This window comes from Georgenia sp. Z2081 (genome assembly GCF_055326445.1).
The window spans coordinates 97,543-119,899 of sequence record NZ_JBUZNK010000009.1; the positions used below are offsets into that span (position 1 = coordinate 97,543).

At 73.5% G+C, this 22,357-nt stretch carries 17 protein-coding genes; 5 read left to right on the top strand and 12 right to left on the bottom strand.

Annotated elements, in window-relative coordinates:
* Positions 1-49: 49 nt before the first annotated feature.
* The 6 genes from ACZLKG_RS12565 to ACZLKG_RS12590 form a co-directional block, all read right to left on the bottom strand.
* Entirely contained in the window at positions 50-1,039 is a 990-nt protein-coding gene (locus ACZLKG_RS12565) for a shikimate dehydrogenase (RefSeq protein ID WP_463648911.1), read from the bottom strand.
* Entirely contained in the window at positions 1,036-2,208 is a 1,173-nt protein-coding gene (mltG, locus tag ACZLKG_RS12570; protein WP_463648912.1) for an endolytic transglycosylase MltG, read from the bottom strand. The genes ACZLKG_RS12565 and mltG overlap by 4 nt, the downstream gene beginning before the upstream one ends.
* Positions 2,205-2,705 (bottom strand): Holliday junction resolvase RuvX, encoded by a 501-nt coding sequence (gene ruvX / locus ACZLKG_RS12575; protein ID WP_425709508.1) that lies wholly within the window; start codon positions 2,703-2,705, stop codon positions 2,205-2,207. Before ruvX ends, mltG begins: the two co-directional genes overlap by 4 nt.
* Positions 2,702-5,383, bottom strand: a complete 2,682-nt coding sequence (gene alaS, locus ACZLKG_RS12580) for an alanine--tRNA ligase (RefSeq protein WP_425709509.1) — start codon at positions 5,381-5,383, stop codon at positions 2,702-2,704. Before alaS ends, ruvX begins: the two co-directional genes overlap by 4 nt.
* 176 nt (positions 5,384-5,559) lie before the next feature.
* Entirely contained in the window at positions 5,560-6,183 is a 624-nt protein-coding gene (gene rpsD / locus ACZLKG_RS12585) for a 30S ribosomal protein S4 (RefSeq protein ID WP_425709510.1), read from the bottom strand.
* 139 nt (positions 6,184-6,322) lie between these two features.
* Positions 6,323-7,684, bottom strand: coding sequence for a replication-associated recombination protein A (locus ACZLKG_RS12590; protein WP_425709511.1), 1,362 nt, complete (start codon positions 7,682-7,684; stop codon positions 6,323-6,325).
* 120 nt (positions 7,685-7,804) lie between these two features.
* On the opposite strand from ACZLKG_RS12590, the gene ACZLKG_RS12595 reads away from it, so the two are divergent.
* The gene (locus ACZLKG_RS12595) at positions 7,805-10,057 is read left to right on the top strand and encodes an MMPL family transporter (RefSeq protein WP_425709512.1); all 2,253 of its coding nucleotides are present in this window, start codon (positions 7,805-7,807) and stop codon (positions 10,055-10,057) included.
* A gap of 1 nt (position 10,058) precedes the next feature.
* Positions 10,059-11,333, top strand: a complete 1,275-nt coding sequence (locus tag ACZLKG_RS12600; RefSeq protein ID WP_463648913.1) for an MFS transporter — start codon at positions 10,059-10,061, stop codon at positions 11,331-11,333.
* 141 nt (positions 11,334-11,474) lie between these two features.
* Here ACZLKG_RS12600 and ACZLKG_RS12605 read toward each other — a convergent pair whose 3' ends face one another.
* Genes ACZLKG_RS12605 through ACZLKG_RS12615 form a run of 3 tightly spaced genes read right to left on the bottom strand, consistent with a single transcriptional unit; the run spans position 11,475 to position 14,102 of the window.
* On the bottom strand, positions 11,475-12,272 hold the full coding sequence (locus ACZLKG_RS12605; RefSeq protein ID WP_425709514.1) for an ABC transporter permease: 798 nt from the start codon (positions 12,270-12,272) through the stop codon (positions 11,475-11,477).
* A complete protein-coding gene (locus ACZLKG_RS12610; RefSeq protein WP_425709515.1) occupies positions 12,269-13,186 on the bottom strand; it encodes an ABC transporter permease in 918 nt (305 codons plus the stop codon). Before ACZLKG_RS12610 ends, ACZLKG_RS12605 begins: the two co-directional genes overlap by 4 nt.
* Positions 13,179-14,102, bottom strand: coding sequence for an ABC transporter ATP-binding protein (locus tag ACZLKG_RS12615; RefSeq protein ID WP_463648914.1), 924 nt, complete (start codon positions 14,100-14,102; stop codon positions 13,179-13,181). Before ACZLKG_RS12615 ends, ACZLKG_RS12610 begins: the two co-directional genes overlap by 8 nt.
* 109 nt (positions 14,103-14,211) lie before the next feature.
* Between ACZLKG_RS12615 and ACZLKG_RS12620 the strand changes: the two genes are divergently transcribed.
* Complete coding sequence (locus ACZLKG_RS12620) at positions 14,212-14,949, top strand: hypothetical protein (protein ID WP_425709517.1); 738 nt, start codon at positions 14,212-14,214, stop codon at positions 14,947-14,949.
* Between the two features lie 39 nt (positions 14,950-14,988).
* Here ACZLKG_RS12620 and ACZLKG_RS12625 read toward each other — a convergent pair whose 3' ends face one another.
* The 3 genes from ACZLKG_RS12625 to aspS all read right to left on the bottom strand — a co-directional run bounded on the left by ACZLKG_RS12625 (position 14,989) and on the right by aspS (position 18,329).
* Positions 14,989-15,609 (bottom strand): L-threonylcarbamoyladenylate synthase, encoded by a 621-nt coding sequence (locus ACZLKG_RS12625; protein WP_425709518.1) that lies wholly within the window; start codon positions 15,607-15,609, stop codon positions 14,989-14,991.
* A gap of 102 nt (positions 15,610-15,711) precedes the next feature.
* Complete coding sequence (locus ACZLKG_RS12630; protein WP_463648915.1) at positions 15,712-16,488, bottom strand: GNAT family N-acetyltransferase; 777 nt, start codon at positions 16,486-16,488, stop codon at positions 15,712-15,714.
* Positions 16,485-18,329 carry an aspartate--tRNA ligase gene (gene aspS, locus ACZLKG_RS12635; protein ID WP_463648916.1) on the bottom strand — a complete coding sequence of 615 codons (1,845 nt, stop codon included), beginning with the start codon at positions 18,327-18,329 and terminating at the stop codon, positions 16,485-16,487. Before aspS ends, ACZLKG_RS12630 begins: the two co-directional genes overlap by 4 nt.
* A gap of 156 nt (positions 18,330-18,485) precedes the next feature.
* Here aspS and ACZLKG_RS12640 point away from each other — a divergent pair, with 156 nt between their 5' ends.
* Together ACZLKG_RS12640 and ACZLKG_RS12645 are read left to right on the top strand one after the other, a co-directional pair.
* A complete protein-coding gene (locus ACZLKG_RS12640) occupies positions 18,486-19,958 on the top strand; it encodes an MFS transporter (protein ID WP_463648917.1) in 1,473 nt (490 codons plus the stop codon).
* Between the two features lie 289 nt (positions 19,959-20,247).
* Positions 20,248-22,296 (top strand): DEAD/DEAH box helicase, encoded by a 2,049-nt coding sequence (locus ACZLKG_RS12645; protein ID WP_463648918.1) that lies wholly within the window; start codon positions 20,248-20,250, stop codon positions 22,294-22,296.
* Positions 22,297-22,357: the final 61 nt, after the last annotated feature.

A 22,357-nucleotide genomic window follows, 5' to 3' on the forward strand; every position in this document is an offset into this window, starting at 1 on the left:
GTGCCACCTCCCCCTCCTCGGGCGGCGTGCGGCACGCGGCGCCCGTCCGTCATCTCGCGGGCGGCAGCACCGGCGGCGAGTCAGGGATCGCCGCGCCACGAGCGCGCACGGCCAGCTGGTCGAGCAGCGCGGCCCGCATGGCCACGGCGTCGGGCTGCCGCCCGGTCCACAGTCTGACCTGATCGACGGCCTGGTGCAGGAGCATTCCCCAGCCCTCGGCGACCGTGCCGCCGGACGCGGCCCACGCGGCGGCCAGGGGCGTCGGCGTCGGCCCGTAGACGACGTCGAGGAGCACCGCCTCCGGTCGGACCGCGGCCGGCACGAGCTCCGCCACCGGGTCGGCGACCCCGCGCGGGAGCGTGGACACCACGACTGCAGCACCCGCGAGCGCGCGCGCCACCCCGGCGGTGTCGGTGAGGCGCACATGACCCGCCGCCAGGCCGGCGCGGTGCGCGACCGGCAGCGCGGACCCCGGACCGCCCACGTTGCGGGCGACGAACGTCAGCTCGCGCACCCCGGCGCTACCGAGCGCCGCCACCGCCGACGAGGCGGTCGCACGGGCACCGAGGACCACCGCCGGTCCGTCCGCCGCCGTCAGGCCCGCATCCGCCAGCGCTCCCGCGATGCCCGCCACGTCGGTGTTGGCGCCGACGATGAGGCCCCCGGGCTGGACGACGATGGTGTTGACGACGCCGAGGAGCCCCGCCACGGAGTCCTTGACGTCCACCGCGCCCGCGGCCGCGAGCTTGAGCGGCATCGTCACCGACAGCCCGGCCCACGAGCTGTCGAGCCCGGACAGGACGTCCGGGAGCTGGTCGGTCGTCACGTCCTGGAGCCCGTACGCCCAGTCGGTGAGCCCCAGGCTCGCGTACGCCGCGCGGTGGAGGGTCGGCGACAGGGAGTGGGCGACCGGGGAGCCGACGACGGCGGCCCGCCGCCGTACGCCGGGCGCGTGGACGTCCTGGCCGACCAGGACCTCGCCGTGGCCGGTCACGACGCCGCCCGCCCCGCCGTTGCCGGTCACCCCGTGGCCGGTCACGACGACGGGTTCTCGGCCTGCCACTCGCGCAGCAGCTGGACGTTCTCGTTCTGCTCCTCCAGCGTGGAGGCGAACAGGGTCTCGCCGGTGTCGAGGTTGATCGTGACGAAGTAGAGCCAGTCACCCTCGGCGGGGTCGAGGACAGCAGCGATCGAGGTGTCGCCGGGCGACCCGATCGGGGTGGGCGGCAGGCCCGGGTGGACGTACGTGTTGTACGGGTTGTCCGGGTTGGCCGTGTCGTCAGAGGTCGGCATGCCGCCGGTCTCACCCATGCCGTACAGGACCGTGGAGTCCATCCCGAGCATCCCGTTGGTCTCCGTGGTGTCGTTCAGCCGGTTCTCGATGACCGTGGCGACCTGCGGCATGTACTCGTCGATGTTGACCTCGCGCTCGACGATCGAGGCCCGCGTGAGCACGGACTGCCAGTCCTCCTCCGGGACGCCGAGCTGCTGGAGCCGGTCGACCTGGAAGGTCACCATCTCGGCGAGGACCTCCTCCGCCGTCGTGTCCGGCTCGAACGCGTAGGTCGCCGGACCGAACCAGCCCTCGGACTCGCCCTCGGCCACCTCGGGCAGCCCGATCGCCTCGGCGTCGGCGGCCGCCTCGGCGACCTCCTCGACCTCGATCTCGAGGTTGCCGGCCACCCGCTCGACCACCTGGTCGCGGGTGAAACCCTCGGGGATGGTCATGGTGATCTCGTTGCGGCTGGCCGGATCGAGCAGCGCCGCCACCGCGTCCTCCGCCCGCATCTCCTCCAGCAGGGTGTAGGTCCCCGGCTGGATGCCGCCCGAGTCGGGGTTGTTCGCGTAGGCGTCGGTGAAGGCGCGCTCGGACGCGACGACCCCGGCCTCGACGAGCGTCGAGGCGATCTCCGTGCCGGAGGCGCCGATCGGGATCGTCACGTCGACCTCGTCGCTGCCGGGTCCGGGAAAGTCCTCGGCGCTCGTGTCGGGCCGGAACCCGAGCATGTCGCGGACCTGCGGCAGGGCGAACCAGGCGACGGCGGCGAGGGCGAGCGCGGTGAGCACGACGACGACGACGGACCGGGTGCGACGCCTCCTGCGGCGCCTGCGCGCCTCCTCCTGCGCACGCACCTCGCGGCGCGAGGCCCGGACCGCCCCCTCGGGTTCCGCCGGGCTGTCGGCCACCTCGTCGAACAGGTCGCTCATCGGGAAGTCTCCTTCGGCGCTCGGGGGGTGACCGGGCGGCCTGCGGGCCTTCCGGTCGCGCGCTCGGCGTCAAGTGCGCTCTCGAGGATGAGCACGGCCGCGACCTGGTCGACGACCTCGCGGTGCCGCCGCCCCGGGCGGCCGCTGGCGTGCATGGCGCGGTGCGCGGACGTGCTCGTCAGGCGCTCGTCGACGAGGCGGACGGCGACGTCGGGGCTCGTGGCGGCGATGACGCCGGCGAGCGTGGCGGCGTAGTCGGTGGCGGCGCGCGCGGAGGCCCGCACCTTGCCGTCCATGCTCCGCGGCAGACCGACGACGACCTCGATCGCGCCGGTCTCCTCGGTCAGGCGCGCGATCTCGAGCTGGTCGGCGCCACCGGCGTCGCGTGCGAGCGTGGCGACGGGACTCGCGAGCACGCCGTCAGGGTCGCACCGGGCGACGCCGACGCGGACCGTGCCCACGTCGACGCCGATCCGCACCCCGCGGCGCAGCGTCATGCGCGGCCCAACGCCGCGCGGACGGCCGCGAGCGCGGCCGGGACGGCGGAGGCGTCCGTGCCGCCGCCCTGCGCCACGTCGTCCTTGCCTCCGCCACCACCGCCGAGCTCGCCCGACGCGGTGCGCACGAGCTGCCCGGCGCGTGCGCCGGCGTCGCGCGCGGCCCGGTTGGTCGCGACGACCACGAGCGGTCGGTCGTTCGCCGTGCCGACGAGGGCGACGACCAGGCCCCGGGACTCCCCCGCCCGGCCCCGCACGTCGAGCGCGAGGGTGCGCAGGTCGTCCGCGCCGGAGACGGCGCCGAGGTCCGCTGCCACGAGCGTGAGGTCCCCGACCTGCTCGCCCGCGTCGAGGAGGTCCCCGCCACGGCGCAGAAGCTCGGCCTGCTGGAGCGCGGCCAGCTGCTTCTCGGCGCCCTTGAGCCTGGTCATGAGCGACCCGACGCGGTCGATGAGCTCATCCGGGCGGGAGCCGACGAGCTGGCCGAGCTGGGAGACGATCGCCTTCTCGCGCGCCTGGTTCTGGTAGGCGCCTGCGCCGACGAGCGCATCCACCCGGCGCACGCCCGAGCCGATCGAGGCCTCCCCCAGCACGGTGACGAGCCCGAGGCTGCCGGTGCGGTCGACGTGCGTGCCGGCGCACAGCTCCCTGGACCAGTCGCCGCCGATCGAGACCACACGCACCTGGTCCCCGTACTTCTCGCCGAACAGCGCGACCGCGCCGGACTCTCGGGCGGCGTCGAGGCTCATGGTCTCGTCGGTGACGTCGAGGTCCTCGGTGAGACGCTCGTTGACGCGGCCCTCGATGTCGCCGAGCACGGCGGCGTCGACCGCCGAGCCGTGGCGGAAGTCGAAGCGCACGCGCGACGGCGAGTTCTCCGAGCCGGCCTGCGTGGCCTGCTCCCCGAGGTGCTCGTGCAGCGCCTTGTGGATCATGTGGGTCGCGGTGTGTGCGCGCGCGATGTGCCGGCGGCGCTCGGTGTCGATCGCGGCGTGCACGCCCTCGTCGAGGGTGACGGTGCCCTCGGTGAGGGCTCCGCGGTGGACGGTCAGGCCCTTGACGGGCTGCTGGACGTCCGCGACGTCGACGACCCCGCCGCCGACGAGCCGGATCTCGCCCTGGTCGGCCAGCTGGCCACCCTGCTCGGCCCAGAACGGGGTGCGGTCCAGGACGAGCTCGACGTCGGCGGGCGCACTCGCCGTGGGTGCCGGCTCGCCGTCGACGAGAAGACCGACGACCCGGCCCTCGGCCTCGGCCTCGTGGTAGCCGAGGAAGTCCACCGGAGCACCGAGGGAGGCGAGGATCTCGTTGTACCGGGCCGTGTCGACGTGGCCGGACTTCTTCGCGAGCGCGTCGGCGCGGGCGCGCTGACGCTGCTCGCCCATGAGGGTGCGGAACCCCTCCTCGTCGACGGACACGCCCTGCTCGGCGGCCATCTCGAGGGTGAGGTCGATGGGGAACCCGTACGTGTCGTGCAGGGCGAACGCGTCGTCGCCGGACAGCCGCGCCGCCGTGGGGCCGCCGCGCTCCTTGGCACGCGTGACCGCCGTGTCGAGGATCGTCGTGCCCGAGGCGAGCGTGCGGAGGAAGGAGTCCTCCTCGCCGTAGGCGATGTCACTGATCTGACCGAAGCCGGCCTCGAGCTCGGGGTAGGTCTCCTTCATCGCGTCGAGGGAGACGGGCAGCAGCTCCGGGAGGGTCGCCTCCTCGACGCCGAGCAGGCGCACAGAGCGCACGGCGCGGCGGATGAGGCGGCGCAGCACGTAGCCGCGGCCGTCGTTGCCGGGGCGCACACCGTCGCCGATGAGCATGAGCGCGGAGCGGACGTGGTCGGCCACGACGCGCAGGCGGACGTCATCCTCGGCGTCCGCGCCGTACCGGCGGCCGGTCAGCTCCTCGGTGCGCGCGATGACCGGGAAGACCTGGTCGGTCTCGTAGAGGTTGTTCTTGCCCTGGAGCAGGTAGGCCATGCGCTCGAGGCCGGCCCCGGTGTCGATCGACTTGCTGTCGAGCTCGCCGAGGAGCGGGTAGTCCTTGCCCTGGCCGGGGCCGCGGAGGAACTGGTCGAAGACGAGGTTCCAGAACTCCAGGTAGCGGTCGCCGCCCGGGTCGACCGAGCCACCCTCGGCCTCCGGGCCGAACTCCGGCCCGCGGTCGTAGTGCCACTCGGCGCACGGGCCGGCGGGGCCGGGCTGACCGGTGTCCCAGAAGTTCTCCTCGCGCGGGAGACGCACGATGTGCTCGGGGTCCAGGCCGATCACGGACGTGAGGTGGTGAAGGGCGGCCGCGTCCTCGTCCCAGACCGTCACCCACATGCGGTCGCCGTCGAGCCCGAGTCCCCGCTCGGCGTCCGTGATGAACTCCCAGGCGAGGTCGATGGCCCCCTCCTTGAAGTAGTCCCCGAAGGAGAAGTTGCCGGCCATCTGGAAGAACGTGCCGTGGCGCGTCGTACGGCCCACGTTCTCGATGTCGTTGGTGCGGATGCACTTCTGCACCGAGGAGATGCGGGGGTGCGGTGCCTTCTCCGTACCGACGATGTACGGGATGAACGGCACCATCCCGGCGATCGTGAACAGCAGCGACGGGTCCGGCGAGACGAGCGAGGCCGAGGGGACGACCTCATGACCGTGCCGGGCGAAGTGCTCGTTCCAACGGCGGTGGATCTCGGCGGTGCGCATCGGTCCTCTTCGGCGGTTCGGGGGGCGTCCGCAGACCGGACGGGGCCGGGCGGCTCGGGGCAGACTATCGCGCCGAGACGCGATCGTTACCAATCGGCGTTCTGGCTGATCCGGAGCCCGGTTGAGATGCCTGCGCCCCGATCACCTTCGTGACCGGGGCGCAGCGCGGGGGTGGATCAGCGCGAGTAGTACTCGACGACGAGCTGGACGTCGCAGGTCACGGGGACCTCGGGGCGGGCCGGGCGGCGCTTGAGCTCGGCGCGCAGCTTCTCGAGCTGGACGTCGAGGTAGGGCGGCAGCTCCGGGAGCACGTCGCGGTGCCCGCCGGCGGCGGCCACCTGGAACGGCGTCGTCGTCTGCGAACGGGGCTTGACCTGGATGACCGAGCCGGGCTGCACGCGGAACGACGGGCGGTCGACGATCTTGCCGTCGACGAGGATGTGGCGGTGCGAGACGGCCTGGCGGGCCTGCGCGGTGGTGCGCGCGAAGCCGGAGCGCAGGACGAGGGCGTCGAGACGCATCTCGAGCAGCTCGACGAGGGACTCACCGGTCATGCCTGGCTCGCGGCGGGCCTCCTCGAAGACCCGGACCATCTGGGCCTCGCGGAGCCCGTACTGGGCGCGCAGGCGCTGCTTCTCCTTGAGCCGGACGGAGTAGTCCGAGTCCTGGCGGCGGCGGGCGCGGCCGTGCTCGCCGGGGCCGTAGGGGCGCTTGTCGAAGTACTTCTGCGCCTTGGGGGTCAGGGCGATGCCGAGGGCGCGCGAGAGGCGCACCTGACGGCGGGTACGGCTGGGGGCCATGCGGATTCCTTACTCGTGTCACGACCGAACGGCGCTGCGCCGTCGGTGTGGGGTCGACCGTGGTGGCCGGCTGGTGCCGGCGGTGGCCAGGACCCCAGGAGCGCCTGCGCCGGTGGCGCAGGACAACCTCAGCAGGGTATCAGCGCTTCCCGCGCAGGATCGAGCGGATCGCGCCGAGGCGCCCTGTGATCTCCCGCTCGTGCCCGTGGGTGGTGGGCCGGTAGTAGGTGGCGTCCGCGATCTCCTCGGGCAGGTGGTCCTGCGCCAGGACGCCGCGCGGGTCGTCGTGCGGGTAGCGGTAGCCGACCCCGTGGCCGGCCCGCTCGGCGCCGGCGTAGTGCGCGTCGCGCAGGTGGTGGGGCACCTGGCCGGATCGGCCCGATCGGACGTCGGCCAGGGCCTCGTCGATGCCGAGGTAGGCGGCGTTGGACTTCGGGGCCGACGCGATGTGGATGGTGGCCTGCGCGAGCGGGATCCGTCCCTCGGGCATCCCGATGAGCTGGACCGCCTGGGCGGCGGCGACCGCGGTCGTCAGCGCGGTGGGGTCCGCCATGCCGACGTCCTCGGACGCGTGGACGATGAGGCGGCGGGCGATGAATCGCGGGTCCTCCCCCGCCGCGATCATGCGCGCCAGGTAGTGCAGGGCGGCGTCGACGTCGGAGCCGCGCATGGACTTGATGAACGCGGAGATCACGTCGTAGTGCTGGTCGCCGTCGCGGTCGTAGACGACGGCCGCGACGTCGATCGCCGCCTCGACGTGGGCGGTGGCCACCGCGGTGTCGCCGGCGTCCTCCGCGGCCGCGGCCGCGGCCTCGAGGATGGTCAGCGCCTTGCGGGCGTCCGGCCCGGCGAGCCGCACGAGCACGTCGGCCGCGTCGTCCTGAAGCGTGAGCGACCCGCCCAGGCCGCGCTCGTCGTGAAGGGCGCGCGCCACGAGGCTGCGCACGTCGTCGGCCGTCAGCGGGCGCAGGGTGAGCAGGAGCGAGCGGGACAACAACGGGGCGTTGACCGAGAAGCTCGGGTTCTCGGTGGTGGCGGCCACGAGCGTGACCCAGCGGTTCTCCACGGCCGGCAGCAGCGCGTCCTGCTGGGTGGTGGTGAACCGGTGCACCTCGTCGACGAACAGCACCGTCTCCCGCCCGGAGGTGACGAGGTCCCGACGGGCGGACTCGACGACGGAGCGCACGTCCTTGATGCCGGCCGTGACGGCGGACAGCTCGACGAACCTGCGGCCCGAGGCGCGCGCCACGAGGTACGCGATCGTCGTCTTGCCCGTGCCGGGCGGGCCCCACAGGACGACGGAGGCCGGGGCCGTGCGGCGTGAGCCGGACGCGTCGGCCGGCTCGAGGAGGCGGCGCAGCGGCTGCCCCGGCGCGAGCAGATGGTCCTGGCCGAGGACCTCGTCCGCGCTCGCCGGCCGCATGCGCACGGCCAACGGCGCGCCCGCCGAGGCGGCGGGCGTGCCGTCGTCGGTGGTCGAGGCGGAGGTGAACAGGTCCACCGCCCCAGCCTACGGAGCCCGTCCCACATCCGGACCGCCGTCATCGGGCGTGCGGGGGTGGCGCACGCCTCGTGGCCGCAACGGCAATCAGGTACGTGCGGCCGGTCGCGCGGTGCGAGCATGAGCCTCGTGTTCCGCGCACTGGGCCGACTGGTCACCTCGTTCCCGAAGCTCGTCGTCCTGGCCTGGGTGCTCGTCGTCGCCGGCGCCGGGACGTGGGCACTGACCGGGTTCGGCGGCGACGGGCTCTTCGACCGGATGGCCGCCGGCGACGAACCGGTCATCGAGGGCTCCGAGTCCACGATCGCCTCCCGCGCGATGGAGGACAGCTCGACCGACGCCGACACCGTGACGATGGTCGTCACCGGGATCGACGTGGCCGACCCCGAGACCCAGGCCGCCGTCGCCCAGGTGCTCGGACCGCTCACCGCCGAGCTCGACCAGATCTCGGGCGTCTCCCGCGCCGTCTCCCCCGCGGCTTTCCCCGGCGGTCCCGCCGACGAGCAGGCCGGCCCGTTCGTCTCGGCCCAGGGCGACGGCGTCGCGGTGATCGCGACCATCGACAACGACGCCGACGTCGACGCCACCCACGCCGAGGTCGTGGAGCTCATGGAGTCCGCCGACCTGTCCGCCCTCGGACCGGACGCGGACGCCCACCTCACCTCGACCCAGCTCGTCGTCGACGCCATCAACGCCCAGATCCAGGAGGACCTCATCCGGGGCGAGGCGATCGGGCTGCCGGTCGCCCTCCTCATCATGGTGGTCGTCTTCGGCGGCTTCCTCGCCGCGACGCTGCCCGTGATCGGTGCGCTCGCGTCGATCGTCGCCGGCATGGGTGCGCTGCTCGCGCTCACCTACGGGATGGAGATCCAGTCCTTCGTCCTCAACGTGGTCACCGTCCTGGGGCTCGGCCTGTCCATCGACTACGGCCTGCTCGTGGTCTCGCGCTTCCGCGAGGAGGTCGCCCGCATCCGCGAGACGACCGACGACGCGGGGCCCTTCCGGCCCGGGAGCCGCGACCCGCGGCTGATGGCGGCCGTGCGCAGATGCGTCGAGACCGCGGGACGCACGGTGTTCTACTCCGCCGTCACCGTGGCGATCTCCGTGGCCGGCCTGCTCCTCATGCGTCCCGACATCCTCACGACGATCTCGGCCGGCGCGGTCGCCGTCGTGCTCCTGGCCGTCGTCGCGGCAATCACGCTCATCCCGGCGGTCCTCGTCCTGACCGGCCACCGCCTCGCGCGCGGCTCCGCGCTGGCGAAGGTCCCGGGGCTCCGGCTCCTCGTGCGTGCCTTCGGGGACACCGGGTCCGACGAGGGCGCGTTCTCCAGGCTCGCCCGGTTCGTCCACCGCCATCCCTGGGCGATCCTCGTCGGGGTCACCGCACTCCTCGCCGTGGCCGTCTCCCCGCTGGCGAACATGACGCTGCGCTCGTCGTCGGTCGAGATGGTCCCGACCGACACCGACACCGGGCAGGCGCTGCAGGTGCTCGCCGAGGACTATCCCGCGCTCGGGTTCGCCGACGCCTACACGGTGGCCGACGCCGCGCCCGACGAGCTCGGCGCGTGGGCCGAGGCGGTCGAGGCGATCGACGGTGTGGAGTCCGTCGGGACGCCGAGCGTCCTGGACGACGGCCGGTCGCTCGTCACCATCACGCTCGCCACCGACGACCCGGGCGACGCCACGGGCGTCGCCGCCACGGAGGAGATCCGCGCCGTCGACCCGGGGTTCGAGACCTTCACCGGCGGGACGGCGGCAGCGCAGATTGACTTCACCGACTCCCTGGTCGACGGGCTCCCGCTGACGGCCGGCGTCGTCGTCCTGGCCGTGTTCGTCCTGCTGTTCCTCATGACCGGGTCGCTGCTCATCCCGATCAAGGCCCTGCTCATCAACGTCCTCTCGATCGCCGCGTCGCTCGGGCTGACCACCTGGCTCTTCACGTCCGAGACGGGATCGAGCCTCATCGGCCTGTCCGAGCCGCACGCCGGCCTGGAGACGTACGTGGTGGCGATCATCGTCGCCTTCGGGTTCGGGCTCGCGATGGACTACGAGGTCTTCCTCCTGGCGCGCATCAAGGAGTACTGGGACTCAACTGGGGACAACGACCTCGCCGTCGAGCGGGGGCTGCAGCGCTCGGGGCGGATCATCACCTCCGCGGCGGCGATCATCATCGCCGTGTTCCTCGGGTTCGCCCTCGGGGAGATCGACGCGATCCAGCAGGTCGGGCTCGGGCTCGCGCTCACCGTCCTCCTCGACGCGACCCTCGTGCGGCTGCTGCTCGTGCCCGCCACGATGACGCTGCTCGGCCGCTGGAACTGGTGGGCGCCGGCCCCGCTGAGGCGGCTCTACGAGCGCTTCTCGATCGAGCACTGAGGTGCGGCTCCTCCTCGACCTCACGCCGCTGCGCGAGTCGGTCCCCTACCGGCACCTGTGGGTCGGCCAGCTGGCGTCCGCCCTCGGCGCCCAGCTCGCCACGACCGCGATCGCGCTGCAGCTGTTCGCGCTGACCGGCTCGTCGATGTCGGTCGGGCTCGTCGGGCTGTTCGCGCTCGTGCCCATTGTCGTCGTCGGCCTGTACGGCGGCGCCGTCGTCGACGTGTTCGACCGGCGCAAGGTCGCTCTCGCCGGCGGTGTCCTGCTGTGGGTGACCGGTGGGCTCAACGTGGCGCAGGCCGCGCTCGGCAATACCGAGACGTGGGTCCTCTACGGGCTCGTGGTCCTGCACTCGACGGGCTTCGCGATCGTCTCCCCCGCGCGCTCCGCGATCTATCCCCGTCTGCTGCCGCCCCACCAGCTGCCGGCGGCGAACGCGCTCAACGCCATCGTCATGTCCGGGTCGATGTTCGTGGGCCCGCTGCTCGCCGGGTTCATGGTCGAGCACGTCGGCTACACGATGACCTACCTCGGCGACGCCCTGCTCTACACGGTGGCGATGTGGGGGATGTGGACGCTGCCGCCCGTGCCGCCGCAGGGCTCGGTCGCGGGCGTGCGGGCGCGCATGCCCGGGCTGCGCTCGGTCGCCGACGGCGTGCGCTTCCTCGCCACCGCACCCAACATCCGGATGACGTTCCTCACGGACTTCTGCGCCATGGTGCTGGCGAATCCCCGCGCCCTCCTGCCGGCGGTGGCGATCGTCGGGCTCGGCGGCACCGAGGGGACGACCGGCGTGCTCTCGGCCGCCATCGCCGCGGGGGCGCTGCTCGCGCTGACGTTCTCCGGTCCCGTGGGACGGGTGCGCCGGCAGGGTGTGGGCACGGTGGCGGCGGTGGGCTCCTACGGGGTGGCCGTCGCGCTCGCCGGGGCGGCCGTGCTCCTGGGTGGGCATCTCGGCGCGCCGTGGGCGCTGGTGCTCGTGTGCGTCGCGCTCGCGGTGTCCGGCTCGGCGGACTCCATCGCCATGGTCTTCCGGACCACGATCCTGCAGGTCGCCACCCCCGACCACCTGCGCGGCCGGCTCCAGGGCATCTTCATCGTCGTGGTCGCCGGCGGGCCCCGCCTGGGCGAGTTCCTCCTCGGCTCGCTCGCCACGGTCACCGGCGAGGGCTGGGCGCTCGTGGCCGCCGGTGTTGCGTGCGTCCTCGCCCTCGCCGCGGTCGTGGCCCTCCAGAGGAAGTTCCTCGACTACGACGCCGAGGACCCGCAGCCCTGACCGCGGGGCCGCCCGGTCCGGTCCCCACCTGCGCCGAGGTCGTGCCGCACATGGCGAGATCGTGCTCCGCAGGCACGACCTCACCACCTCCGGCACGACCTCGCCACCGTCCCCCTGCCGGTGCCGGACGAGCCGGCGCCTTCAGCGCAGGAACAGGGCGCGCAGCCGCACGGTCGTCAGCCACAGCCCCGCGCCCACCATCGCCACGAAGTAGCCGAGGTGCCCGAGCGTGGCCCAGTCGACGTGTCCGACGCCCAGGTGGCGCATCAGCTCGACGCCGTGCCACAGCGGAAGCGCCTGGACGAGCCACTGCACGGCCTCGGGGTAGACGTCGATCGGGTAGAGCGTGGCGGAGAGCAGGAACATCGGGAGCATGACGAACCCGATGACGTCCATCTGCTGGAAGCTCGTCATGAAGCTCGTGATCCCCATGCCGATCGCGGCGAAACCGAAGGCGACGAGGACGGCCGCGGGCACCATGAGCAGCGCCCACCAGCTGGTCACCAGGCCCATGAGGGCCATGACGCCGAGGAACCCGCACGCGTAGAGGAACCCACGGAACAGGGCCATGACGATCTCGCCGAGCGCCACGTCGAGGGGACCGAGGCTCGTCTGCAGCATCGCCTGGTACAGCTTGGCGAAGCGGAGCTTGAAGAAGACGTTGAAGGTCGAGTCGTAGATGGCGCCGTTCATCGCGGAGGTGGCCAGCAGCGCCGGGGCGATGTAGACGGCGTACTCGACCGCCTGCCCGCCGGGGCCGACGACCTCGCCGACGAGGCCGCCCATGCCGATCCCCATCGCCAGCAGGTAGAGCACGGGCTCGAAGAAGCCGGAGACGAGGATGATCCAGTTCTGGGCGAGCACCACGGTGAACCCGCGCTCGACGACCGCCCCGGTGTTGCCCGCCCACAGCGAGCGGATCATGGACCGCGCGCTCATGAGGAGAGCCTGCGCGTGTAGGACCGCCGGGACCACACGAGCCCGAGGGCCGTGCACGCCACGAGGAACGCGACGTGCGCGGCGATGAGCCACGGGGCGACGTCGGCGCCGTAGGAGACCACCCGGGCCAGCTGGCTGCCGTGCCACACCGGGGAGAGCCAACCGATCCACTGGAGGTACACGGGCATCACGGTGAGCGGGAAGAACGTGCCCGCGAAGAGGAACATCGGCATGACGACGAAGCGCTGGATCGCCGAGAACTGGAAGCCCTCGTCCTCGAGCGTCGACGCGTACGCCTGCACCGGTGCACCGAACGCCGCGGCGGCCAGCACGCCGATCGGCACGAGGAGCACCGAGGCCGGCGACGACGTGGCGCCGAACGCGAGCATGATGAGCCAGAAGACGAGGCACTGGGCGGCGAACCGGAGCATGACGCCGACGAAGTGGCCGTGCGCGATGTGCCCGGGGCTCATCGCCGTCGCGGCGGGCGCGTGGTAGAGCCGCTGCCACTTGAACCCGGTCATCACGGGGTAGGTCATCTCGCCGGTCACCGACATCACCGCGGTCGAGACGAGGATCGCGGGCGCGACGAACGTCAGGTAGTCCACGCCGTCGACGGTGCCCGCGCCCTGGCCGACGAGCGTGCCCAGCCCGATACCCATGGCGATCATGTAGACGAGCGGCTGCCCGACGGCGTACATCAGCGCCGAGAAGGCGTAGTAGCGGAAGCTCCGCAGCCAGGCCTCGGTCTGGTACCACCAGCCCCAGCGTCGCGCGGCGGCGGCCATCGCCAGGTGGCGGGGGTCGGCGCCGGCGGAGGTGGCGACCGTCGCGTCGGGACCGCCCGACGACGACACCCCCGTCGTCGCCCCCGCCCCGGCTCCTGCCCGGGCGGCGTCCTCGTGGTCAGTCAACGAGGCTCCTGCCGGTGAGCCGGAGGAACACGTCCTCCAGGGAGGACCTGCGCACGAGCGAGGTGATCGGGCTCAGGCCCCGGCGGGCGACCTCCTCGACGACGGCCTCGCCGTCGTCGGCGTAGAGCAGCACGCGGTCGGGGAGCACCTCGGTGCGCTCGGCGACATCCGCCAGCTCGGCCACCACGGACGAGTTGCGCGCGGAGCCGAACCGCAGCTCGACGACCTCGCGCGTGCAGTACTCGCGGATGAGCGCGCGCGGCGAGCCCTCGGCCATGATCCGGCCGTGGTCGACGACGACGAGCCGGTCGCACAGCTGCTCGGCCTCGTCCATGAAGTGGGTCGTCACGACGAGCGTGGTCCCGCCCTCCTTGAGGCGGAACAGCCGGTCCCACAGGATGTGCCGCGCCTGCGGGTCCAGGCCGGTCGTGGGCTCGTCGAGCAGGAGGATCTTGGGGTCGTTGACCAGCCCCCGTGCGATCGTCAGGCGTCGCTTCATCCCGCCGGAGAGCGACTGCACCTTGGCCCGGGACTTCTCGGTGAGCTGGGCGAACTCGAGCAGCTCGTCGGCCTTGGCGGCAAGCTCGCGGCGCGACATGCCGAAGTACCGGCCGTACATCACGAGGTTCTCCTTGACCCGGAGCTCCTCGTCGAGGTTGTCCTGCTGCGGTATGACGCCGAGGTGGGCGCGGACCTCGGGGCCCTGCCGGCCCGGGTCCATGCCGAGCACGCTCAGCTCCCCGCCGGAGCGGTCCAGCGTGCCGCCGATCATGCGCATCGTCGTCGACTTGCCGGCGCCGTTGGGGCCGAGCAGGCCGAAGCTCTCTCCGGGCGCCACCTCGAGGTCGATCCCGTCGACCGCGACGAAGTCGCCGTACGTCTTGCGCAGGGCAGAGGCGTGGATGGCGGGTGGCACGCGGAGGATGATAAGCCAGGTCAACGGCGTTCGCGCGGCAATTCTCAGGCCGCGCGGGCGTTCGGAGTCACCGATCGGGCGCCGAGGTGCGGCACCCTAGAGTGCGGTCGTGGGCCTCTTCGACTTCATCGCCGGCTACTGGTGGCTGGTGTTCCCCCTCGGCGGGGTCATCGGCGGCGCGGTCGGTGGCGTCGCCACGGGTGTCAGCAAGTGGGACAAGCGCAGGCGTAAGCACAAGATCGAGCTCGCGCGGATCAAGTACGGCGCGCGGGACGCAGAGGCGGAGCGGGTCGAGGCCTCCCGGCGGGAGATCGAACGCACGCGCGCGCGGCACGCGGCGGTGGACGAGCGCTGGCTCGACTACGAGCTCGACATCGCCAAGCTCATCGACCACCCGCTGATGACCGACATGCGCGAACCGCTGACCGTGGACTTCCACCGGGCCAAGCGGGACGCCGACGCCCTCCGGCCGGGCGATGCCGACGGTGCTCCCGGCGCCGCCGGTGCCGACGAGCCGGTCGACGCGGAGCTGCTCGCCGAGTACCGGGACGCGGTGCGCCGGTACGAGACCGCGTTCGACGTCGCCGAGCAGGAGGCGCGGCGGCGTCAGGCCTCGGCGTTCTCCGTGACCGAGCAGCAGGCGCTCGTCCGTGCCAAGAAGTTCCTCTCGCTCGCCGACGACCCCTCGGCCACCTATGCGGAGCGGCAGACGGCCTACCGGCGCGCCACCCGCGAGCTCAGCGGACTCGTCGTGCTGCCGACCGCGGCCACCGACGCCTTCGAGCAGCGCATCGCCGGCGCGATCGGCGCACCCGCCGAGAGCGACGACGCACGTCGGGACTCGTGACGCCCGCCGGGGCTCGGTGGTCCGTGCGTCGGTCCCTGCTCACTCGAACCGGCTGACGTCCCCGGCGCCCACCCGCGCGACGCGCACGTCCCCCTCGCTGAGGTCGAGCACGCTCGTGGGTTCGGTCGAGGTGACGTCGGAGTCGACGACGGCGTCGAGCGCGTGGCCGATCTCCTCGGCCACGACCCAGCCCTCCGACATGGGCTCCTCCGCGTCCGGGAGGATCAGGGTGGAGGACAGGATCGGCTCCCCCAGCTCGCGCACGAGCGCCAGGGAGACGGGGTGGTCGGGGATGCGCACGCCGACGGTGAGCTTCTTGGGGTGGACCATCATCCGCGGCACCTCCTTCGTGGCCGTGAGGATGAAGGTGTACGGCCCGGGCGTGAGCGACTTGATGAGCCGGAAGTCGGAGTTGTCGACGATGACGACCGAACCGAGCTGGGCGAAGTCGTGGCACACGAGCGTGAAGTGGTGCTTCTTGTCCAGGCGCCGGAGCTGCGTGATCCGCTCGATCGCGTCCTTGTTGCCCGGCGTCGCGCCGAGCGCGTACCCCGAGTCCGTGGGATAGGCGACCAGACCGCCCTGACGCAGGACGTCGACGGCCTGGGCGATCTTCCGCGGCTGCGGGTCCGTGGGGTGGATGTCGAGGTGGCGCACCATCGCCTCATCCTGCCACCGGTCGTCGGGGCGCGTCGCGCGCCCGCGGGCGCGTGCCGTCGCCCCGTTCCCGAGCCAGGCCCTCGGCACGGCCTGAACGATCGGTCAGGCGGGGTCGGCCGGCGCGATGTTCTCCACCTGCTGGACGAGCCGGAAGCCGAGCGACTCGTACAGGCGCCTGGGCCCGACGACGTCGGCCCACGTACCGAGCTGGACGACGCGCGCGCCTGCGGCGAGCTCGCGCCTCGTGATCGCGCACGTGAGCGCCGAGCCGACGCCCTGGCCCCGGTGGGCCGGGCGCGTGCCCAGGCCCGAGAGCACGGCGACCTCTCCTCCGCCCTGGACGGGCGCGCGCCGGGACGCCATGACGGCCAGCCACTCGCCGTCGCGCACGTAGCCGGTCCACGTGTGCTCCTCGAGGTGCCGGAGCGCCCACGTGTCCGGGTATGCCTCGGCGAGGACGTCGCGAACGACGCGGTCCGCCTCGACCTGCTCGAGGCGGAGCACCGCCTCCTCACCGGGCCTCGTCTCGGGCGCCTCGTGGATCGCGAGCAGGTCCCAGGCCCGTCCCGTGGTCATGGCGAGCCACGGCGCGAGGGCCGTCCGGGCGTCCGCCTCCGCCTCGGCCCGACGCCGCAGCTCGGCCAGCGTCCCGAGCGGCGCCTGGGCGGAGGCCAGGTCGGCGACCGGGTGGGCGATGAGCAGGTCGACGATCTGATCGACGTCGCCGGAGGCGAGCACGCGCCGGCCCCCGCCGTTCGGGTCGGGTCCCACGCCGACGCCCGCCGTGGCCGTCTGGGCCAGCGGCGAGGCGCCGATCCGCGCGGCCTGCGCCCGGTAGAACAGGTCGCCGTCGAGGAAGCCCTCGTGCGCGTCGGTCACGCTCGTGCGGACGGCGCGCCGGTACCGCCCGTCGGCTCGCTGCTGCCCGCCCCGGCCTGGTCCTGCTCCTCGTCCTCGGGCTCGGCGTCGACGCCGGCCTCGGCGCGCTGGTCGTCCGTGATGGGTGCGGGCGCGCCGGTCAGCGGGTCGTAGCCGCCGCCGGTCTTGGGGAAGGCGATGACCTCGCGGATCGAGTCCACCCCGTGCAGGAGCGCGACGATCCGGTCCCAACCGAACGCGATGCCGCCGTGCGGGGGCGCGCCGAACTGGAAGGCGTCCAGGAGGAAGCCGAACTTCTCCTGCGCCTCGTCCTCACCGATGCCCATGACGTCGAACACGCGCTGCTGGACGTCGCGGCGGTGGATACGGATCGAGCCGCCGCCGATCTCGTTGCCGTTGCAGACGATGTCGTACGCGTAGGCCAGCGCCTCGCCCGGGTCCTCCTCGAAGCGGTCGATCCACTCCGGGGTCGGGGACGTAAAGGCGTGGTGCACGGCCGTCCAGCGTCCGCCGCCGACGGCGACGTCGCCCTCGTCCAGGGCCTCGGCGACCGGCTTGAACAGCGGCGCGTCGACGACCCACACGAACGCCCACGCGCCGGAGTCGATCAGGCCGGTGCGCGCCGCGATCTCCTGCCGCGCCGCACCGAGCAGGGCGCGCGAGGGCGTCTGCTCGCCGGCGGCGAAGAAGACGCAGTCCCCCGGCTCGGCGCCGACCGCGGCCGCGAGCCCGGCCCGCTCCGCCTCGGAGATGTTCTTGGCGACCGGTCCGCCCAGGGTGCCGTCCTCGGCGATCGTCACGTAGGCGAGGCCCTTCGCGCCGCGCTGCTTGGCCCAGTCCTGCCAGGCGTCGAACGTGCGGCGCGGCTGGCTCGCCCCGCCGGGCATGACGACGGCGCCCACGTAGGGGGACTGGAACACGCGGAACGGGGTGTCGGCGAAGAACTCCTTCAGCTCGGTGATCTCGACGCCGAACCGCAGGTCCGGCTTGTCCGAGCCGAACCGCCGCATCGCCTCGGCGTAGGTCATCCGCGCGATCGGGCGCGGGATCGCCACGTCGATGAGCGCCCACAGCTCGGCGAGGATCTCCTCGGCGACGCCGATGACGTCGTCCTGGTCGACGAAGCTCATCTCGACGTCGAGCTGGGTGAACTCCGGCTGCCTATCGGCCCGGAAGTCCTCGTCCCGGTAGCAGCGGGCGATCTGGTAGTACCGCTCCATCCCGCCGACCATGAGCAGCTGTTTGAACAGCTGCGGCGACTGCGGCAGCGCGTACCAGGAGCCCGGCGCCAGGCGGGCGGGCACGATGAAGTCGCGGGCCCCCTCCGGGGTGGACCGGGTGAGCGTGGGGGTCTCGATCTCGACGAAGTCCTGCGCGTCGAGCACGCGCCGCGCGGCCTGGTTGACCTTCGAGCGCAGGCGGATGCCGGCGGCCGGGCCGGTGCGGCGCAGGTCGAGGTAGCGGTGGCGGAGGCGTGCCTCCTCGCCGACGGCGCCCGAGTCGCCCGCGTGGTCCGAGACCTGGAACGGCAGCGGCGCCGAGCTGTTGAGCACGGTGAGCTCCGTGGCGATGACCTCGATCTCGCCGGTCGCGAGCTCGGGGTTGGCGTTGCCCTCGGGGCGCACGGAGACCTCGCCGGTGACCTGGACGACGAACTCGCTGCGCAGCTCGTGGGCGACGTCCTCGTCACGGACGACGACCTGGGCGATGCCCGAGGAGTCCCGCAGGTCGAGGAACGCGACGCCGCCGTGGTCGCGGCGTCGATCGACCCAGCCGGCGAGCGTGACGGTCGTGCCGGCGTCGGCGGCGGTGAGAGTTCCTGCGGGGCGCGTGCGGAGCACGAGGGGTCCTTCCGTCGGGGTGCACCCCGCGAGACGGGCGGGGGCCGCCCCCGATGGTACGTCTCACGCACCGGTGAGTTGTCCGGCCGCCCCCCGCGGGGCGACGATGCGCGAGTGAGTGCTGAGGCGGGCGACGATCTCGCGGAACACACCGACGTGAGGACGATCCGGCTCCTCCTCGTCGTCTCGATCGCGCTCATCACCTTCGTCGCCTTCGAGGCCCTCGCCGTGGCGACGGCCATGCCGACGGTCTCCCGGGCGCTCGACGGCGGACAGCTCTACGCGCTCGCCTACGGCATCACGCTCGCCACCCAGGTCGCCACGACGACGGCCGCCGGCAGGTGGTGCGACGCGGGCGGGACCCGGACCGCCCTGGTCACCGGCATCGTCACCTTCATCACCGGCCTCGCGCTCGCGGGCCTCGCCCCGGACATGTGGCTGCTCGTGCTCGGCCGGGCGGTCCAGGGCGTGGGCGGCGCGCTCGTCATCGTCCCGCTGTACGTGCTCGTGGGGACCGTCGTCCCCGCCCGGCGGCGCCCGGGCTTCTTCGCGGCCTTCTCCGCGGCGTGGGTCGTGCCCTCGCTGGTCGGGCCGCTGCTGGCCGGGTTCCTCGCGGACCACGTGTCCTGGCGGTGGGTGTTCCTCGGCATCGCGGCCGTCGCGGTGCCGGCGATGTTCCTCGTCCTCGCCGTCTTCGCCCGCCTCCGCCGCGACGAGGCGGCTGCGCGCGCCGCTACGCCGAACGGGTCGGACGCGCCGAGGGCCCGCCCGGCCTCCACGCCGGGCGAGCAGCGGGGCTCGGCCCCCGGCAAGCAGCGGCGCTCCGCGCCGGGCGACCGGGGCGGCGCCGCGATCCTCGTCGCCGTCGGGGCCGGGATCGGGGCCGCGCTGCTGCAGTCGGCGGGCTCGGCCCCCGGCGAGGGCGTCGGGCTCACGGCGTCCGACTGGGTCCTCCTCGGGCTCGGCACGCTCGTGCTGCTCGCCTGCCTCCCCCGCCTCCTGCCCGGCGGCGCGCTCCGGCTCCGAGCGCGCGTGCCCGCGCTCGTCACGGGCCGGGCGCTGCTCAACGGCGCCTACGTCGCGACCCAGGTCTACCTCGTGCTGCTCCTGCAGGAGCAGCACGGCTGGGGCGCCATGTCGGCCGGCAGCGTGCTGACCGTCGGCTCCCTGTCGTGGGGCGCGGCCTCCGTGGTCGCGGCGCGCGTGCGGACCGAGGCGACGCGCGCGCGGCTGCCGTGGATCGGGTCGTCGATGCTGGCGGCCGGCATCGCCGTCGCGATCCCCACCTCGTGGCCGGACGTGCCCGCCTGGCTGACGATCGTCTCCTGGGTCGTCGCCGGCGGCGGCATCGGGCTCGCCATGTCCTCCTCCTCGGTGCTCGCGCTCGGCTGGACCCCGCGGGCGCGCCAGGGCGAGGTCAGCGCGCACCTCCAGATCGCCGACGCCCTCGGGCCCGCGGTCCTCGTCGCGCTCACCGGGGTCGCCGTGGCCGTCGCCCCGCCCGGCGCCCTGGGACAGGTCCCCTACGTCGCTGCGCTCGGCATCGGCCTCGCGCTCGCACTGCTGTCGGCCACCGCGTCCTACCGCTCGCAGGGCGACCGGTCGACGCTGGCGACCTCGCCCGGCTGACCGGGAGGCCCCGGGCCACCGGAGCGACCGGGGGCGCCCTCGGCGGCCGAGCGACGCCGGGGACCTCGCCCGCCTGACCGGGCACAACGGCGTCGTTGTGCCGGTTCTCACCGGGGCTCGACCACCCGCCAACGGCGCCCGCCCGGTAACGTCTGGGGTCGAGCGCGCCATCCATGGCCGTGCACGCCCCACTCTTCTCTCCGACGCACAAGGCGCGGACGACTTCCGGGCACTGTGCGGCACGCGCCCCGTCCTGGGCGCCCCGCTCGCCGCACCCCGAGGAGAATTCTTGCCCGATCACGCCGCAGACCCTGCCCACGACACCGAGGGCGCCACCGTCCCCGACACCGAGCACGCCTCGCCCCAGAACGGCGCCGACCAGGCGCCGCAGGTCGAGGAGACCTCGAGCGTCAAGGCGTCCGCCGCGCAGGAGACCGACGCACCCGCCGCCGAGGCACCGGCAGAGCGCGAGGAGCGCCCCGCCACCTTCGCCACGCTCGGCCTGCCGACCGACCTGCTCCGCGCCGTCGAGGACCTGGGGTTCGTCGCACCGACCGACGTGCAGGCCCGCACGATCCCCGTGCTCATGAGCGGTCGGGACGTCGTCGGGGTCGCCCAGACCGGCACCGGCAAGACGGCCGCGTTCGGTCTGCCCCTGCTCGCCGCCGTCGACCCGGGTCTGCGCAAGGTCCAGGCCATCGTGCTGGCCCCGACCCGCGAGCTCGCCGTCCAGGTGGGCGACGCGATCGCCGACTTCGCGCACCGCATGCCGGGGCTGCAGGTGCTGCCGATCTACGGCGGTTCGTCGTACACGCCGCAGCTGCGCGGGCTCAAGGACGGCGCGCAGGTCGTCGTCGGCACGCCCGGCCGCGTCATCGACCACATCGAGCGCGGCTCGCTGGACCTCACGCATGTGCGCTTCCTCGTGCTCGACGAGGCCGACGAGATGCTGCGGATGGGCTTCGCCGAGGAGGTCGAGTCGATCGCGTCGCACGTGCCGACCGACCGGCGCACCGCCCTGTTCTCGGCCACGATGCCGACCGCGATCCGACGCGTCGCCGCCACGCACATGACCGACCCGGCGCACGTCTCGGTCACCCCGCCGGCGAGCACGGTGGCGAACATCGAGCAGACCTACGCCGTCGTGCCGTTCCGGCACAAGACCGGAGCGCTCGCCCGCATCCTGGCCGTCTCCGACGCCGATGCCGCCATCGTCTTCGTCCGCACCAAGGCGCAGGTCGAGGAGGTCGCGATCGAGCTCCAGGGCCGCGGCGTCCAGGCGGCCGCCCTGTCCGGCGACGTCCCGCAGAAGGAGCGCGAGCGCATCGTCGAGCGGCTCCGCGAGGGCACGCTCGACGTCCTCGTCGCCACCGACGTCGCCGCCCGCGGGCTCGACGTCGAGCGCGTCGGCCTCGTCGTCAACTACGACGTGCCCCGGGAGACCGACTCCTACGTCCACCGCATCGGCCGCACCGGCCGGGCCGGGCGCACGGGCCGCGCCCTGACGTTCCTCACGCCGCGCGAGCGCGGCCGCCTCGGCCAGATCGAGCGGGCCACGAACGCCACTCTCACCGAGGCCGTCATCCCCACGCCCGCGGACGTCTCCGCCCACAAGGCGCGCACGATCCTCCTCAAGACCTCCGAGCGGCACGACGCGGGCCGCCTCGAGATGTACCGCACGCTCCTCACCGAGGCCATGGGCGTCAGCGCCCCGGCCGACCCGGCCGAGGTCGCCGCCACCCTGCTCGCGCTGGCCGTCGGCGACTCCGGGCCGCGCCCGCGCTCGGAGTCCGAGCCCGACCAGCTCGCCCTGCCCGCGCGCAAGCAGCGGGACAAGAGCTGGAAGGACGACCGTCCCGGGTCGTCCGGCGCGGGCGACCGACGCGGCCGCACGCGACGCGAGGAGAACGTCGACGAGCAGGGCGAGTTCCTCAGCGCCCGCTTCGAGGACGGCCGCGAGCCGAAGGGCCGGGTGGCCCGGCGCCCGCGCGGCGCCGGCGACGGGACGACCTACCGGGTCGACGTCGGGCACCGCGACGGCGTCCGGCCGGCCGCGATCGTCGGCGCGCTGACCGGGGAGTCCTCGCTGCGCGGCGGCGACATCGGCAAGATCGACATCTTCCCCAGCTTCAGCCTCGTCGAGGTGAGCGCCGACCTGGACTCCCGCTCGCGCGAGAAGCTCGCCCGCGCCGTCGTCGGGGGCCGCCGCCTCAACCTGCGTGAGGACTCCGGCCCGAAGGGCGGGCATCGGCCCGCCGGCAGGGGCTCGGACCGCCGCCCCGGGCGCGACGACCGGCGCTCCACCTCGCCGTCGCGGCCCCGCCAGGCGCGGTACTGACCGTCGGCCGGTCGCTCGCCCCCGCATCGACCGGGTCCGCCGGCGAGGTCGTGCGGTACCC